The 15,320-nt window shown below is 46.8% G+C and carries 12 protein-coding genes; 2 read left to right on the forward strand and 10 right to left on the reverse strand.

Features of this window, described 5'->3' with window-relative positions; all coding sequences use genetic code 11:
- Positions 1–2: 2 nt before the first annotated feature.
- From lapB to gyrA, 10 genes are all read right to left on the reverse strand, one after another.
- Positions 3–1,172: a lipopolysaccharide assembly protein LapB gene (lapB, locus tag Q365_RS0107305; RefSeq protein ID WP_028022726.1), complete on the reverse strand. Its 1,170-nt coding sequence runs from the start codon at positions 1,170–1,172 to the stop codon at positions 3–5.
- A 6-nt stretch (positions 1,173–1,178) separates the two neighbouring features.
- Complete coding sequence (locus Q365_RS0107310; protein WP_028022727.1) at positions 1,179–1,463, reverse strand: LapA family protein; 285 nt, start codon at positions 1,461–1,463, stop codon at positions 1,179–1,181.
- Positions 1,464–1,690: 227 nt separating this feature from the next.
- Positions 1,691–1,969 (reverse strand): integration host factor subunit beta, encoded by a 279-nt coding sequence (gene ihfB / locus Q365_RS0107315; RefSeq protein ID WP_028022728.1) that lies wholly within the window; start codon positions 1,967–1,969, stop codon positions 1,691–1,693.
- A gap of 75 nt (positions 1,970–2,044) precedes the next feature.
- A complete protein-coding gene (gene rpsA / locus Q365_RS0107320) occupies positions 2,045–3,715 on the reverse strand; it encodes a 30S ribosomal protein S1 (protein WP_028022729.1) in 1,671 nt (556 codons plus the stop codon).
- 102 nt (positions 3,716–3,817) lie between these two features.
- Positions 3,818–4,504, reverse strand: coding sequence for a (d)CMP kinase (gene cmk, locus Q365_RS0107325; RefSeq protein WP_028022730.1), 687 nt, complete (start codon positions 4,502–4,504; stop codon positions 3,818–3,820).
- 171 nt (positions 4,505–4,675) lie between these two features.
- Positions 4,676–5,959: a 3-phosphoshikimate 1-carboxyvinyltransferase gene (gene aroA / locus Q365_RS0107330; protein ID WP_028022731.1), complete on the reverse strand. Its 1,284-nt coding sequence runs from the start codon at positions 5,957–5,959 to the stop codon at positions 4,676–4,678.
- A 111-nt stretch (positions 5,960–6,070) separates the two neighbouring features.
- Entirely contained in the window at positions 6,071–7,168 is a 1,098-nt protein-coding gene (locus tag Q365_RS0107335; protein WP_028022732.1) for an ion channel, read from the reverse strand.
- A gap of 143 nt (positions 7,169–7,311) precedes the next feature.
- A complete protein-coding gene (locus tag Q365_RS0107340) occupies positions 7,312–8,691 on the reverse strand; it encodes a uracil-xanthine permease family protein (protein WP_028022733.1) in 1,380 nt (459 codons plus the stop codon).
- Between the two features lie 290 nt (positions 8,692–8,981).
- The gene (gene serC / locus Q365_RS0107345; protein WP_028022734.1) at positions 8,982–10,064 is read right to left on the reverse strand and encodes a 3-phosphoserine/phosphohydroxythreonine transaminase; all 1,083 of its coding nucleotides are present in this window, start codon (positions 10,062–10,064) and stop codon (positions 8,982–8,984) included.
- A 333-nt stretch (positions 10,065–10,397) separates the two neighbouring features.
- Positions 10,398–13,100: a DNA topoisomerase (ATP-hydrolyzing) subunit A gene (gyrA, locus tag Q365_RS0107350; protein ID WP_028022735.1), complete on the reverse strand. Its 2,703-nt coding sequence runs from the start codon at positions 13,098–13,100 to the stop codon at positions 10,398–10,400.
- A gap of 638 nt (positions 13,101–13,738) precedes the next feature.
- On the opposite strand from gyrA, the gene ubiG reads away from it, so the two are divergent.
- Both ubiG and Q365_RS0107370 read left to right on the forward strand, forming a co-directional pair.
- The gene (ubiG, locus tag Q365_RS0107365) at positions 13,739–14,452 is read left to right on the forward strand and encodes a bifunctional 2-polyprenyl-6-hydroxyphenol methylase/3-demethylubiquinol 3-O-methyltransferase UbiG (protein WP_028022737.1); all 714 of its coding nucleotides are present in this window, start codon (positions 13,739–13,741) and stop codon (positions 14,450–14,452) included.
- A gap of 63 nt (positions 14,453–14,515) precedes the next feature.
- A complete protein-coding gene (locus Q365_RS0107370; protein ID WP_028022738.1) occupies positions 14,516–15,172 on the forward strand; it encodes an HAD family hydrolase in 657 nt (218 codons plus the stop codon).
- Positions 15,173–15,320: the final 148 nt, after the last annotated feature.

Raw genomic sequence — 15,320 nt, forward strand, 5'->3', positions numbered from 1 at the left:
AATTATTCTCCGTCTAGACCTCTGATGGGTTTTATCGAACCCCACCCTTTGCATGATGGACAATGCCAGTACAAGGAGTGAGTTGAAAAGCCACATTTTCGGCAACGATAATGTGGCTTCACTTTTAACTGTTCCGCAACCAAGTGTTTGAGCGTCGTCAGGCTGGTTTTTCCGCGCCCTTCTTCTGCTTGCTCAACATGAAGCTCCATCAATTTGTGGAAGCCTTTCATGGTAGGGTTTTTGGTGAGCTGTCTCGTTAAGAAGCTCTGAGCCATGGCTGGGTTTTCATGGTCGCTGATGATATCGGACATCATCAATTCAGCCGAAGCACCGGTGTTTTTCTCAATGCAGTTTTTCAGGAAACGAACCAAGGACATTTCTTTGTCCATGTGCTGGTAACACTTCGCTAATAACGGTAATGCTTCGCTGACAAAATCAATGTCTTGTTCCAGGACTTGCTCGAGACCTTTTGCTGCATCTCGATAGTCTTCATTTTCTATGTCTATGCGTGCCAGCATGATGGACGCTCTCACGCAGCCTTTGTCAGAAGACAATGCACGGCGAAGTAACTGTCTCGTGGCTTTCTCATCGCCCTCAGCCAGCATTTGCATGGCAAGTTCGCAATAAAAATGTGAAATATCTCGTTTGAGCTTGCTCTTGCCCGACTTCACCAAACGCGTTGCAATATCAATGGCTTTATCCCATTCGCGTGTTTGCTGATAAATCGCGAGCAATTGCTGTAGGGCAAACTGCTTGTAGTCAGGTTCATCAATTAATTGGTGGAAAATCTTCTCTGCACGGTCGAAAAAACCAGCGACCATATAGTCTTTGGCAAGTTGCTGAAGCGCAAGGTTACGTTGATCGAGAGTAAGATTAGGTCGAGCGATGAGATTTTGGTGGATGCGAATCGCTCGATCTACTTCTCCACGGGAGCGGAAAAGATTGCCGAGTGCTAAGTGGGTATCAATGGTCTCGTTATCGACTTGGAGCAGTTCGATGAACAGGTCTACCGCTTTGTCTGACTGATCAGATAAAAGAAGGTTTAAACCTGCTACATATTGTCTCGATAAATGATGAGACTGATCCTGCTTACGATGACGAGCATTCCTATTGCCCATATACCAACCGTAACCAGCGGCGATTGGCAGCAATAGAAACAACAGCTCAAGCATTTACGATTATTCCTTAACGGCGTCGATTCTCAGTTTGTCCAATTCCTGGCGCTGTCTGTTGACCTGTTTTTTCATCATAGCGACTGACATCTTCGCTCTGATGTACAACATGCCACATATCAACCAGCCGAGTGCAAACCCCGAACCAAATACTACGCCCAGTAGTAAAGACAATCTAAACTCACCTTGTGCTACCAGGTAGTTAAAATTAACCACTTCCTGATTTTGCGCACCAAGAGCAAGTGTGATTAGAAAACACAGGACCAGTAAAACGATACCAATAATCTTCACAGTCATTCCCTCTTATATTACTTCCAACGATGAGCAAGACTGAATCGTCTAACATCGATGACTTGCTTGTTGGACTATTATACCTAAGCCACCTAAATTGTGTTGCTCAAAGTAGCTTGGGTATACCAGTGATTATGCAGCAATTTGCCTTGTCAGACCATTGTAACAGGCATAAAAAAAACGGCATACGTAGCGCATGCCGTTTTTTGTTCGAAAGCAAATCAACCTTAAAGGTTAACTCGGTCGCGAAGCTCCTTCCCAGGTTTAAAATGAGGAACGTATTTACCGTCCAACTCAACCTTGTCGCCTGTCTTTGGATTGCGTCCAACACGAGGAGCGCGATAATGCAAAGAGAAACTACCAAAACCACGAATCTCGATTCTGTCGCCTTCCTCGAGTGTAGTGGCCATGTGTTCAAGGATTTCCTTGATGGCATCTTCTACCTGTTTGGCAGAAAGATGGGTTTGTTGACTGCATAGTCTTTCGATTAGCTCAGACTTGGTCATGTACACCCCGCTTTTAGTATGTTTCTCAACAGTATAACTGTAGAGGAGGAATTTTTCCCCCTCACATTACATTAATTATTCGCTTTTCGCAGCTTTGAACGCGTCAGCCATTGCATTACCGAACGCAGCTTCGTCAGCTTTGTTCAGAGTTGCCATAGCTTCTTGCTCTTCAGCTTCGTCTTTCGCACGAACTGACAAGTTAACTACGCGGTTCTTACGGTCAACACCGGTGAACTTCGCTTCAACTTCGTCGCCAACAGCAAGAACCAGAGTTGCATCTTCAACGCGGTCACGTGATGCTTCAGAAGCACGTAGGTAACCTTCAACGCCTTCGATCAGCTCAACGGTTGCGCCTTTAGCGTCAACTGCAGTTACTTTACCCTTAACAATAGTACCTTTCTTGAAATCAGCTAGGTAGTTGTTGAACGGGTCTTCTTCCATTTGCTTGATACCTAGTGAGATACGCTCACGCTCAGCATCAACCTGAAGAACTACTGCAGAGATCTCGTCGCCTTTCTTGAAGTCGCGAACAGCGTCTTCGCCTGCAACATTCCAAGAAATGTCAGACAGGTGAACTAGGCCGTCGATACCGCCGTCAAGACCGATGAAGATACCGAAGTCAGTGATAGACTTGATCTTACCAGTTACTTGGTCGCCTTTGTTTTGCATTTCTGCAAATACTTGCCATGGGTTGTTCTTACATTGTTTCAGACCCAGGCTGATACGGCGACGTTCTTCGTCGATGTCCAGAACCATAACTTCAACTTCATCACCCACGTTAACAACTTTAGATGGGTGAATGTTTTTGTTAGTCCAGTCCATTTCAGAAACGTGTACTAGACCTTCAACGCCTTCTTCGATTTCTACGAAGCAGCCGTAATCAGTTAGGTTAGTTACACGACCAGTCAACTTGTGACCTTCTGGGTAACGGTTAGCGATTGCTACCCATGGATCTTCGCCAAGTTGCTTAAGACCTAGTGATACGCGAGTACGGTCACGATCGAACTTAAGAACTTTAACCAGAATCTCGTCACCAACGTTAACGATTTCTGATGGGTGCTTAACGCGTTTCCAAGCCATGTCAGTGATGTGAAGCAGGCCGTCAACACCGCCTAGATCTACGAATGCGCCGTAGTCAGTCAGGTTCTTAACGATACCTTTAACTTCCATACCTTCTTGCAGAGAAGCAAGTAGTTCATCACGCTCAACGCTGTTTTCAGATTCGATAACAGCACGACGAGAAACAACAACGTTGTTGCGCTTCTGGTCTAGCTTGATAACTTTGAACTCCAGCTCTTTGCCTTCCAGGTGAGCAGTGTCACGTACTGGACGAACGTCAACCAGTGAACCAGGTAGGAACGCACGGATGCCGTTTAGCTCAACAGTGAAACCGCCTTTAACTTTACCGTTGATAACACCGATAACAGTTTCAGCTTCTTCGTAAGCTTTCTCAAGTTGGATCCAAGCTTCGTGACGTTTCGCTTTTTCACGAGACAGTTGAGTTTCACCGAAGCCATCTTCGATAGCGTCAAGTGCAACGTCAACTTCAGCGCCAACTTCGATTTCCAGCTCGCCAGCAGCGTTTTTGAATTGCTCTGCAGGGATAGAAGACTCTGATTTCAGGCCAGCATCAACAAGAACATAACCGTTCGCGATAGCTACAACAGTACCTTTAACGATGGCACCTGGGCGAGTTTCAATCGTTTTTAGCGATTCTTCAAAGAGTGAAGCAAAAGATTCAGTCATTAATTTGATCTTCAATAATTTAAACGTCCACGGGTATCCTACCGCGTGGGGTTGATATTAATGTCGGTCATCATCCTTGCGACCAACGGCTTTGCCGCTACTTCAAGAAGTAACGGTAAATTTACTTTCAATATAGGACAATGCTTGCTCAAGCACCTGCTCAATGTTGAGAGAAGTTGAATCTAGCAATAGTGCATCGTCCGCGGGACGTAATGGCGCGACTGCGCGGTTGCGATCTCGGTCATCACGTTCCTGAATTTCGTTTAAAAGGCGGTCAAAGTTAACATCTAACCCCTTTAGTTGCAACTGGTTCATGCGGCGAGTAGCACGCTCTTCAGCGCTGGCATCAAGGAAAATTTTCACTTCAGCCTTAGGAAAAACGACGGTTCCCATGTCTCGGCCATCCGCGACTAGCCCTGGCGCATCTGCAAAAGCACGCTGACGACGAAGCAACGCTTCACGTACACGTGGCAACGCTGCCACTTTCGATGCAGCCATACCTGTTTCTTCTTTGCGAAGCTCACTAGATACGTCTTCGCCTTCCAAAATGACTTTCACCAAGTCACCTTCTGCTTTGAACTGAACATCAAGGTGAGCGGCAAGAGGAACCAATGCATCTTCAGATTCTGGGTCAACACCGTGATGAATAGCAGCAAGAGCAAGTACACGATAAATCGCACCGGAGTCGAGCAAATGCCAGCCCAGCTTTTCAGCCAACAGCATGCAAAGTGTTCCTTTGCCAGCGCCGCTAGGGCCATCAACAGTAATTACAGGCGCGAGAGTAGACATAGACTTCTCCAAATCATGTACGTTCAAAGCGGCAATAAGACAAATATTCAGCGATTCACTGAACAATCCGCCGCTCTGAGTAATCGGGGGCGTATTATAGGGAACTACGGACAAAAAAAACAGGTCGGCGATGAGCCGACCTGTTTTTCTCGTTCATAACTTGAATCTAATTTAGCTTTTTGACAACGCAGCTAATTTTTCGAAATAGTCAGGAAACGTTTTCGATGTGCACTTAGGGTCGTTAATGGTCACTGGCGTGTCACTTAAAGCGACCAGCGAGAAACACATCGCCATACGGTGATCATCATAAGTATCGATGTCCGCATGCTTGATATTCGCCGTTGGCGTGATGGTGATGTAGTCTTCACCCTCTTCCACTTCCGCACCCACTTTGCGCAACTCGGTCGCCATGGCTGACAAGCGGTCAGTTTCTTTGACTCGCCAATTGTATACGTTGCGGATTGACGTGGTGCCTTCGGCAAACAATGCGGCGGTTGCAATGGTCATAGCGGCATCTGGAATATGGTTAAAATCCAAATCTACTGCTTTCAATTCACCGCGTCGAGCAATCACGTAGTCGTCGCCCCACTCGATTTCTGCGCCCATTGCTGCCAGCGCGTCAGCAAACTTCACATCACCTTGAACGCTTTTCTTGCCAATACCCGTCACTTTCACTTCGCCGCCTTTAATGGCAGCTGCGGCAAGAAAATACGATGCAGAAGAGGCATCCCCTTCCACTAAGAAGTCGCCCGGTGCTGTGTAGGACTGATTACCCTTAACTTGGAAGGTTTGATAGTCGTTATTGGCAACTTCAACACCGAACTGCGCCATGATGTGCAATGTAATGTCGATGTAAGGTTTAGAGACCAAATCGCCTTTGATACGAATATTGGTATCACCACTAAAGAGTGGCGCTGTCATGAGAAGTGCGGTTAAAAACTGACTTGAAATGGTGCCATCAATTTCAACGTCGCCACCGCTGATCTCTTTGCTCACAATTTTTAGCGGCGGGTAGTTTTCATTTTCCAAATACGTGACATCGGCACCGACTGTGACCATTGCATCAACTAAGTGTCCAATTGGACGCTCTTTCATGCGTGGCTCGCCTGTCAGCACATATTCACCTTGGCCGACACACAACGCCGCAGCCAATGGTCGCATTGCCGTGCCAGCATTGCCTAAAAACAATTCCATGGATTCTGACGTACGAAATGGACCACCTAGGCCTTCAACTTCACAAACAGTTTTATCGTCAGATAAACGATATGTCACACCCAACTTTGTCAGGGCATTGAGCATATGACGAATGTCGTCGCTATCGAGCAGGTTAGTTAGTCGTGTTGTGCCTTTTGCGAGTGCCGCTAAAAGCAATGCGCGGTTTGAAACGCTCTTTGAACCAGGGAGGTTCACTTCACCATTAATGGTAGAAATAGGTTGTAACGTCAATTGCTCCATCTGAAATACTTGAGGTCCTTAATTTTTCGTACTTCGAGAGTAACGAAAAAGCAGCGGTTCGGCTAGCCCCGCTGCTTTTGAATATTTCGCAAAGTTGTATTGGCCTAACTGTTACCGCGTCATTTTCTTCACAAAAACCACCACGAAGAGTGCGATGGTGAAACTACCAGTGAAGGCTTCTGTCGCCGCAACTAATCGCGACATCCCCACAGGTATGTAGTCGCCATACCCAAGGGTCGTAAACGTCACGACGCTATAGTAGAGGCACTCAGCGAATGCCTGCGCATTGCCACCCATTCCAAGTTCCGACGAATACCCAACAGGGTCTCCGGCATACTGAATGCCTGTCACGAAGTAGAGTATCGCACTTATCAATATCAACACTAGGGAGAAAAAAATCACACGAATGGGGCTTTCACCATAACCACAAAACAAATCAACTGTTTTAGACATGGCACGCTGTGTCGAAAAATACGGCATTTGGCACCTGCGCATAGTCAGTTCTTTTTGCAAGAAGTAACCCGCCATGGTGAAAATCCCATGAGCTTCAGACGCTTTACGCAAGTCCCGATAGATCTCTTCAGATTGCTCGTAAAGATCAAGGGCCTTTTCCATGTCCTTTGCTCGTTCAGCAATTTTCCCTTCAGCTTCCTGTTGAAGAGTATGCCCAACTTTTATGTTGTCGATTTTGGTGTCCGTCAGCTTCACGCCCAGTAAATTACAGTTAATGAAACTGGCACAGTGGACGTTTGCATCATGAAGATCAGCCTTCATCAAACTGCCGTGATCAAACTTTGCATTAAACAGGTGCGCGGACGTCATGTTCGAACGATAGAAGTTGGCATAGCTCAGGTCATAGCCACCGCCGGGGCCATGCTTGACTAAATTCACGTCTCGAAGGTCGGCACGCTTAACTATGATCCCTCGAAGTTGCCCACCGTCTTTTGCAAAGGCTTCAAGCTTTTCTTTTACGTCAGGCCCATCCTTTGAAGCATTTTCGTCATGCCAAAAGCAGTAACCCGACTCGCCTGCAGATTCATGACACGAGTGTTGTTCACCCTCTGGATCACAATACTGACAAGCCTGTGATGGGGATAGTTGCGATGGTGTCGATTCATGATGATGACCATCTGCATTTTCCATGGACAAAGATGGTTCAGAAAACGATTTCGTGCTTTCGACACGAGCAGAGTCAGAGCGATTTGACATAGCGGCACCTCCAATTTCTCAGTATAGAGACTGAAATAGAAAAAGTGGGGGCAAGAAGACGTTAACTTAAGAAAGAAAATATGGGGAAAAAGAATCAGGTAGCCAAACATTTTTCCGTATTGGCTACCTTTCTAGTCAGTGTTTTATTTGCTAGACGGCTTGTCTTCTATTGGCAGCACCAAGTTGAGAATAATCGCGGTTAATCCACCTGCCGCCATGCCTGATGAAAGAATGTTTCTCACCCAGTCAGGCATAAATTGGAGGATCTCTGGTTTTTGAGCAATCCCCAAGCCCATGGAGAATGACAGTGCCATGATGAGAATGGCGCGACGGTTTAGCTCGCAACGGGAAATGATACGAATACCCGATGCGGCAATCGTACCAAACATCACAATAGTGGCACCGCCTAGCACTGGCTCAGGAATGAGCTGCACTAAGGTCGCCACGCCCGGTACCAGACCGAGGATAACCAGCATGCCAGCCACAAAGAAACCAATATAACGACTCGCTACACCTGTTAGCTGAATAATGCCGTTGTTTTGGCTAAACGTTGAATTAGGGAAACTATTCAACACCGCTGCCAGCGCTGAGTTCACGCCGTCTGCTAGCACGCCACCTTTGATGCGTTTCATGTACACAGGGCCAGAAACAGGCTGCTCAGACGTTTCCGATGTCGCCGTAATATCGCCAATGGCTTCCAATGATGTCACCAAAAACACAATGACCAATGGGACAAGTAACGAGAAGTCAAAGGCAAGGCCATATTGCATCGGCTTTGGTATCGCAAGCCATTCGACATCAGCAGTCGGCGCGGTGTTAACCATACCCAAAGCAAACGCTATCAAGGTGCCCACAGACATGGCGATAACAATAGAAGAAACACGCAAGTAAGGATTATTGATGCGATTGAGCAGAACAATAACCGCTAACACTGAACCCGCTAACAGTAAGTTCTTCGGTTCGCCAAATGTACCGTTTTCAATGGCTGCATAACCGCCGCCCATTGAGGTTAGGCCCACTTGGATAAGAGTGAGACCAATAAGGGTCACCACAATACCCGACACCAATGGGGTGATAATGCGCTGGGCATGCTCAAGTACACGAGAAAGGAAAACTTCGGTCAGCGATGCAATCATGATGGTGCCAAATATCGCGGCCATCATGGTTTCCGTATCCGCCCCACCCGCTTTCATCGCAAGGCCAGAGCCAATAATTGGCCCTAGAAAATTAAAGCTCGTGCCTTGGATAGACAATAAGCCTGACCCCATTGGGCCAACCGTGCGAATTTGAATAAATGATGCGAGGCCAGACGCAAACAGCGACATGCTGACGATCGTATTGGTGTCTTCGGTCGGCAGTCCTAACGCTTGACAGATGATCAGTGACGGCGTCACTACCGCAACGAACATGGCGAGAAGATGCTGCACTGCTGCAAACAAGGCTTGTGGTAGAGGCGGCCTATCATAAAGACCATAGATGAGCTCAGAAGGACGAACATTATCCGCGCGATGAGAATCGTTCATTAACTATTACCTGCTTTTTATACACTTGCTCCTATACGCTGAATGGGTAAAGGAGTTATCTGAAAGTCATCTTCTGTGATTGCTGTTACTCAGAACAATCAGATAGTTAAGTGATGGTTGTGGGGAAGATTTTCGCGCCATTCTATCCAGACACAACCAAAAAGCAAACGTTTGCGTGATACCTAGCAATCATCTGCTTAAAGAATGCACGCATTTAACAAACCCAAAACAAAGGCAAAAAAAAACCGCCACAATCGTGGCGGTTTCAAACATGATATTGAACGCTGTAATTACGCGTATTTTTCTTCAAATTCTTTCATGAAGGTAACCAAAGCTTGAACACCTTCCAACGACATGGCGTTGTAAATTGACGCACGCATACCGCCAACATCACGGTGTCCCTTCAGCGCTTTCAGACCACGCGCATCTGACTCTGCAAGAAATGCCTCATCGAGTTCAGGATTCACAAGTTGGAATGGCACGTTCATCAATGAACGGCTGCTCTCGTGAATATTGTTTACGTAGAAATCAGATGAATCGATATAACCGTAAAGCAAATCTGCCTTCGCCTCGTTCTTCACCTGCATGGCTTCAACGCCACCTTGTTCTTTCAGCCACTTGTAGACTTCACCCGCAAGATACCAACCAAATGTTGGAGGGGTATTGAACATCGAATCTTTTTCTACCAGCGTCGTATAGTTCAACACGTTCGGCAAAAATTCTTTAGCACGACCCAACAAGTCATCGCGTACGATGATCAAGGTAATTCCGGCTGGGCCAATGTTTTTCTGCGCGCCCGCGTAGATCACACCGTACTTAGACACATCAATAGGACGAGACAAAATCGTCGACGACATATCCGCAACGATAGGCTTATTGGTCTCAGGCAGATCGCGAATTTCAATACCATCAATGGTTTCATTCGGGCAGAAATGCACAAATGCGGCATCGCTACTTAACTTCCAATCTTTTGCCGGAAGTACCGCACGTTTGCCATCAATCTCTGTTTTCACTGTCACGACATTTGGTGTGCAGTATTTTTTCGCTTCTTTAACCGAGCTAGCCGCCCAGTAACCGCCATCCACATAATCCGCAATGGTATTGTTGCCTAGCAGGTTCATTGGAACCGCTGCAAACTGCGCACGAGCGCCGCCCTGAGCATAAAGGACGTGATAGTTGTCAGGGATGGACAGTAATTCACGAAGGTTTTTCTCAGCCTCATCCACGACCGCCAAGAATGCTTTGCTACGGTGTGATATTTCCATCACCGATGAGCCAGTTCCATTCCAATCAATCAGTTCAGCCTGAACTTTTTCCAAAACGGCTTGTGGCAGCATTGCTGGGCCTGCTGAGAAATTGTGTACCTTTTCCATGATCTATGAATGCTCCTGCGTTGAATCGCTTAATAATGACTTTCTGAAATAGTGCCAGTTCATCCCTCTGCCGGCAGCGCTGCTTAGAAGGCGCGTAGAAAGTCATGAATAGATAGTGTGCTATTTGTTTTATCACCTTTCTCAAGGGATTGGAACGGGAAATACGCTCTATACCCAAGTAACACCCGCAGAGTCCGGCATCTTCAGGTTGATTAGGTATCGTTACCCTGATGTCATAGTTCCCTAATGTTATAGTTCCCTGATGTTTAGACCGTTCATAAAAAAAACGCAGCCTAAGCTGCGTTTTTCTATAACAAAGAAAAGAGAGAAGAATTACTCTTCGTCGTTTTCTTTATCTTCTTCGGTATCTGTTGATGGCTCAACAGGCGCTTCTGCAGATGCTTGTTCAACACTTTCTGCATCAACAATCTCGGCATTAACGACAACGTCACCGTTCTCGTCCAGAATCAATTCTTCTTCTGGCTCATCAATGCGCTGTAGACCAACAACTTTCTCAGTTTCACCTGTGCGGATAAGTGTCACACCTTGGGTGTTTCGACCTACCTGGCTCACTTCAGCTACACGAGTACGTACTAAGGTGCCGCCGTTGGTGATCATCATGAACTCATCACCGTCGGTGACTTGAACCGCACCAACCACTGAACCATTACGCTCAGAGACTTTGATGGATACAACACCTTGAGTCGCACGGCTCTTCGCTGGGTATTGGCCAAGCTCAGTACGTTTACCGTAACCGTTCTCGGTCACCGTCAGTACATCGCCATCGTTCTTCGGAACGATAAGTGATACCACTTTATCGCCTTCAGCAAGCTTAATACCGCGAACACCTGCCGCTGTACGGCCCATGCCACGAACACCGCCTTTCGCGTTGCCTTCTTCATCGATAACTGGGCTTTCGCAGAAACGAACAACCTTACCAAACGAAGAGAACAACATGATGTCGCGTGTACCGTCAGTGATATCAACGCCGATCAGTGAATCACCTTCACGAAGGTTAACGGCAATGATACCTGCGCTACGAGGACGGCTGAAATCAGTCAGTGGTGTCTTCTTAACGGTACCGTCGCCTGTTGCCATGAAGACGAACTTGTCTTCAGAGTACTCTTTCACAGGCAAGATAGCTGTGATGCGCTCATTTGGCTCAAGCGGTAGCATGTTAACAATCGGCTTACCACGCGCAGTGCGCGAAGCAAGTGGCAATTGATACACTTTCAGCCAGTACATACGACCACGGCTTGAGAAGCACAGGATCGTGTCATGCGTATTGGCTACAAGAAGACGCTCAATGTAGTCTTCTTCTTTCATTCGCGTAGCAGACTTACCTTTACCACCACGACGCTGCGCTTCGTAATCAGACAGAACCTGATACTTCACGTAACCTTCGTGAGATAGGGTAACAACCACGTCTTCTTGATTGATCAGATCTTCGATATCAATGTCATGGCTTGCAGCCGTGATTTCGGTACGGCGCTCATCGCCATAACCATCACGTATTGCTTCAAGCTCTTCACGGATAACTTCCATGAGGCGCTCAGGGCTAGACAAGATAAACATCAATTCGCCGATCAGTGTCAGCAATTCTTTGTATTCATCGAGGATCTTTTCGTGCTCAAGACCAGTCAGTTTGTGTAGACGCAAGTCCAAGATAGCTTGTGCTTGTTGCTCAGTCAGGAAGTATTTTCCATCGCGAACGCCAAACTCATCTTCAAGCCATTCTGGGCGAGCAGCATCAACACCCGTTGCTTCAAGCATTGCAGCAACAGTACCTAGATCCCAACCACGTTGTTGTAGTTGTTCGCGTGCAATCGCTGGCGTTTGTGCATTACGAATCATCTCGATAATTTCATCGATGTTCGCCAGTGCAATCGCCAAACCTTCCAAGATGTGGGCACGGTCACGCGCTTTACGCAGTTCATAAATTGTACGACGTGTCACCACTTCACGGCGGTGGTTCACGAAGCACTTCAGCATATCTTTCAGGCCGAACAAGCGTGGCTGGTTATTGTCCAGCGCAACCATGTTGATACCAAAAGAGGTCTGAAGTTGCGTTTGCGAATATAGGTTGTTGAGGATAACCTCGCCTACTGCATCACGCTTACATTCGATAACGATGCGCATACCGTCTTTATCAGACTCGTCACGCAATGCGCTGATACCTTCAATCTTCTTATCTTTCACAAGCTCGGCGATCTTCTCGATCAAACGTGCTTTGTTAACTTGATAAGGGATTTCAGAAACAATGATTGTTTCTTTACCGTTTTTCTCGACTTCGATTTCCGCGCGTGAACGCAAGTAAATCTTGCCGCGACCGGTACGGTACGCATCTTCAATGCCTTTACGGCCATTGATCATTGCAGCTGTTGGGAAGTCTGGGCCTGGAATGTGCGTCATCAACTCTTCGATAGTGATGTCTTCATTCTCAATGTATGCCAAACAACCGCTAATAACTTCTGTCAGGTTATGCGGAGGAATATTGGTTGCCATACCCACGGCAATACCCGAAGCACCGTTAACCAATAGGTTAGGGAGACGAGTAGGCATGACTTCAGGGATCTGTTCAGTACCATCATAGTTAGGTACGTAATCGACTGTGTCTTTGTCGAGATCCGCCAATAGTTCGTGGGCAATTTTTGACATGCGAACTTCGGTATAACGCATTGCCGCCGCAGAGTCGCCGTCAATTGAACCAAAGTTGCCTTGTCCATCAACCAGCATATAGCGCAGCGAGAACGGCTGTGCCATACGGACGATGGTGTCATAAACAGCGCTGTCACCGTGTGGGTGGTATTTACCGATCACATCGCCAACAACACGGGCAGATTTTTTGTATGCTTTGTTCCAGTCATTGCCTAGTACGTTCATCGCGAATAAAACGCGACGGTGTACTGGCTTCAGACCATCACGCACGTCAGGAAGAGCACGACCCACGATGACGGACATCGCATAGTCGAGGTAAGAACTTTTCAGTTCGTCTTCAATGTTGACGGGCGTGATCTCTTTAGCAAGATCGCTCATGGAGCCAATATCCCTCAGGTAAGTATGTCAAAAATGACTACGTGCAAGACGATGAGAATACCATAAAACTAGACCAAGAGTCACAGCCTAAACCCGAGATAAATCACGAATTACTCTTATTCTGGCGCTCTAACGCACGACAGGGCGAAAAAACGTTCAATGGCAAGGTGGAGCTAGAAAAATTTGCGAGAATCGCTCACAGAAGCGTAGGCGTATTTTTTCACATTCTCTTGATATTTGATGAGCGCATTTTTTCAACACTGTGCATGTCACGATTTACTATGTAATAAAAGAAAGAAAATCAGAGTGGGAAGTGTCTCCCAATATCCCTCCTACTTGTAAGGAAAAATAAGTTCTGACGCAATCAAGCGTCAACAAGGAGGCGCTATGTTACACAAAGCAATCAATGCAGTGGGTATGGCAATCATTATCGGTAAATACACTTTGTTGGGGCTACTCGCTGCAGTTGCCGTTACCAACGCAGCATAACTTTACTACCGATTCATTCATCCGTTAAACACACCATTACCGGGGGATATGCCTCCGGTTTTCGTTGTCCCTTCCCCTAACGTTTTCTACATTTCGCTGTTGATTATAAAGCGGTTATAATGGCAAAAAAATTTAGGGACAAATACGCAATGACGACCCCACAAAATGTCGATCCGGCAGAAATCAAAAAGTTCGAAGATATGGCCTCACGTTGGTGGGATCTGGACGGCGAGTTTAAACCGTTGCATGAGATCAACCCTCTTCGCTTGAATTATGTCATCGAGCGCACTGCGGGCATCTTTGGTAAAAAGGTGCTGGATGTGGGTTGTGGTGGCGGCATTCTTGCAGAAAGCATGGCCCGCGAAGGTGCGGACGTAACTGGCTTAGACATGGGCAAAGAACCACTCACCGTGGCACGTCTTCACGCCTTAGAAACAGGCACCAGTGTTTCGTATATCCAAACCACTGCGGAAGAACATGCCGATGCTAACCCCCATACTTACGATGTTGTAACGTGTATGGAAATGCTTGAACACGTTCCAGATCCAGCCTCTGTGATTGCGGCCTGCGCGCGCATGGTAAAACCTGGCGGACACGTTTTCTTCTCCACATTGAATCGAAACACTAAATCGTGGCTGTTTGCGATCGTCGGTGCAGAGCATGTGATGAAAATTGTTCCAAAGGGAACACATGATCACAATAAGTTCATCCGCCCTTCAGAACTATTAAAGATGATTGATACCACGCCGCTTGCAGAACAACACATGACGGGCCTTCACTACAACCCGTTGACCAACCAGTATTGGTTGTCTCCGCGTAACGTTGACGTCAACTACATTGTTCATACTCAGTGCCCGGAATAACCGGGCACTTTTTTACGCAGAGCTTTTCACGCAGAAATATCACGCCAAGGATGAGGAAATTCAATGAAAGGGAAGATCAAAGCGGTTTTGTTTGATTTAGACGGTACGCTGCTCGATACGGCGCCCGACATGGCAAACGCGGCAAACAATGTCCTTCGCGATCACGGTCTTCCCCCATTAACTGACACACAAATTCAAGCCAACACCAGCCATGGTGCTCGCGGCTTATTAAAAGCAGGATTTGGTCAATCATTACAGGGCATGGACCTCGACCAACTCAGGTTGGCATTTATCGATCACTATGCAAACAGCATATGTACTGCAACAACCCCTTATGACGGTGTCGACACGCTTCTCTCCGAGCTTACCGAGCGCAAAATTCCTTGGGGAATAATGACCAATAAGCCCGGCTTTCTCACCGAGATGCTTATCCCCTACTTTCCATTCCTCGCTCACGCCCCTGCGCTTGTTTGCGCTGATACGCTTAGCCGAGCTAAGCCCCATCCAGACCCACTTATCTATGCTGCAGGTCTCATTAATGTATTACCTTCTGACTGTTTGTATGTGGGTGACATTAAAAACGACATCGTAGCCGCGAAAGCAGCCAACATGTATTCCGCTGTTGCGGCATGGGGTTACATTGGTGACGAGCAGAATCCTTCCGAGTGGGATGCAGATCTTACTTTTAACAGTCCTGTAGGAATTCTGTCATTATTCTGATCTTTGTCACACCCGCAAAGCACATAAAATAACCAACTTTCATGCAGTTAAGATGAATCACTGTTTGTATTACTAGGCAAGAATAATATTTTTTTTTATTTACATCCGTACCCTAAAAATTATTGCATTTTTCTATGCCATTGCATCT

This window comes from Enterovibrio calviensis DSM 14347 (genome assembly GCF_000621165.1).
Taxonomy (GTDB): domain Bacteria; phylum Pseudomonadota; class Gammaproteobacteria; order Enterobacterales; family Vibrionaceae; genus Enterovibrio; species Enterovibrio calviensis.

What these genes read in the sequence shown, in the direction of transcription:
- gyrA (WP_028022735.1), bottom strand. Translation starts at nt 13,100, where the DNA reads ATGAGCGATCTTGCTAAAGAGATCACGCCCGTCAACATTGAAGACGAA.
- Q365_RS0107370 (WP_028022738.1), top strand. Translation starts at nt 14,516, where the DNA reads ATGAAAGGGAAGATCAAAGCGGTTTTGTTTGATTTAGACGGTACGCTG.
- serC (WP_028022734.1), bottom strand. Translation starts at nt 10,064, where the DNA reads ATGGAAAAGGTACACAATTTCTCAGCAGGCCCAGCAATGCTGCCACAA.
- aroA (WP_028022731.1), bottom strand. Translation starts at nt 5,959, where the DNA reads ATGGAGCAATTGACGTTACAACCTATTTCTACCATTAATGGTGAAGTG.
- ihfB (WP_028022728.1), bottom strand. Translation starts at nt 1,969, where the DNA reads ATGACCAAGTCTGAGCTAATCGAAAGACTATGCAGTCAACAAACCCAT.
- Q365_RS0107335 (WP_028022732.1), bottom strand. Translation starts at nt 7,168, where the DNA reads ATGTCAAATCGCTCTGACTCTGCTCGTGTCGAAAGCACGAAATCGTTT.
- ubiG (WP_028022737.1), top strand. Translation starts at nt 13,739, where the DNA reads ATGACGACCCCACAAAATGTCGATCCGGCAGAAATCAAAAAGTTCGAA.
- cmk (WP_028022730.1), bottom strand. Translation starts at nt 4,504, where the DNA reads ATGTCTACTCTCGCGCCTGTAATTACTGTTGATGGCCCTAGCGGCGCT.
- lapB (WP_028022726.1), bottom strand. Translation starts at nt 1,172, where the DNA reads ATGCTTGAGCTGTTGTTTCTATTGCTGCCAATCGCCGCTGGTTACGGT.
- rpsA (WP_028022729.1), bottom strand. Translation starts at nt 3,715, where the DNA reads ATGACTGAATCTTTTGCTTCACTCTTTGAAGAATCGCTAAAAACGATT.
- Q365_RS0107340 (WP_028022733.1), bottom strand. Translation starts at nt 8,691, where the DNA reads ATGAACGATTCTCATCGCGCGGATAATGTTCGTCCTTCTGAGCTCATC.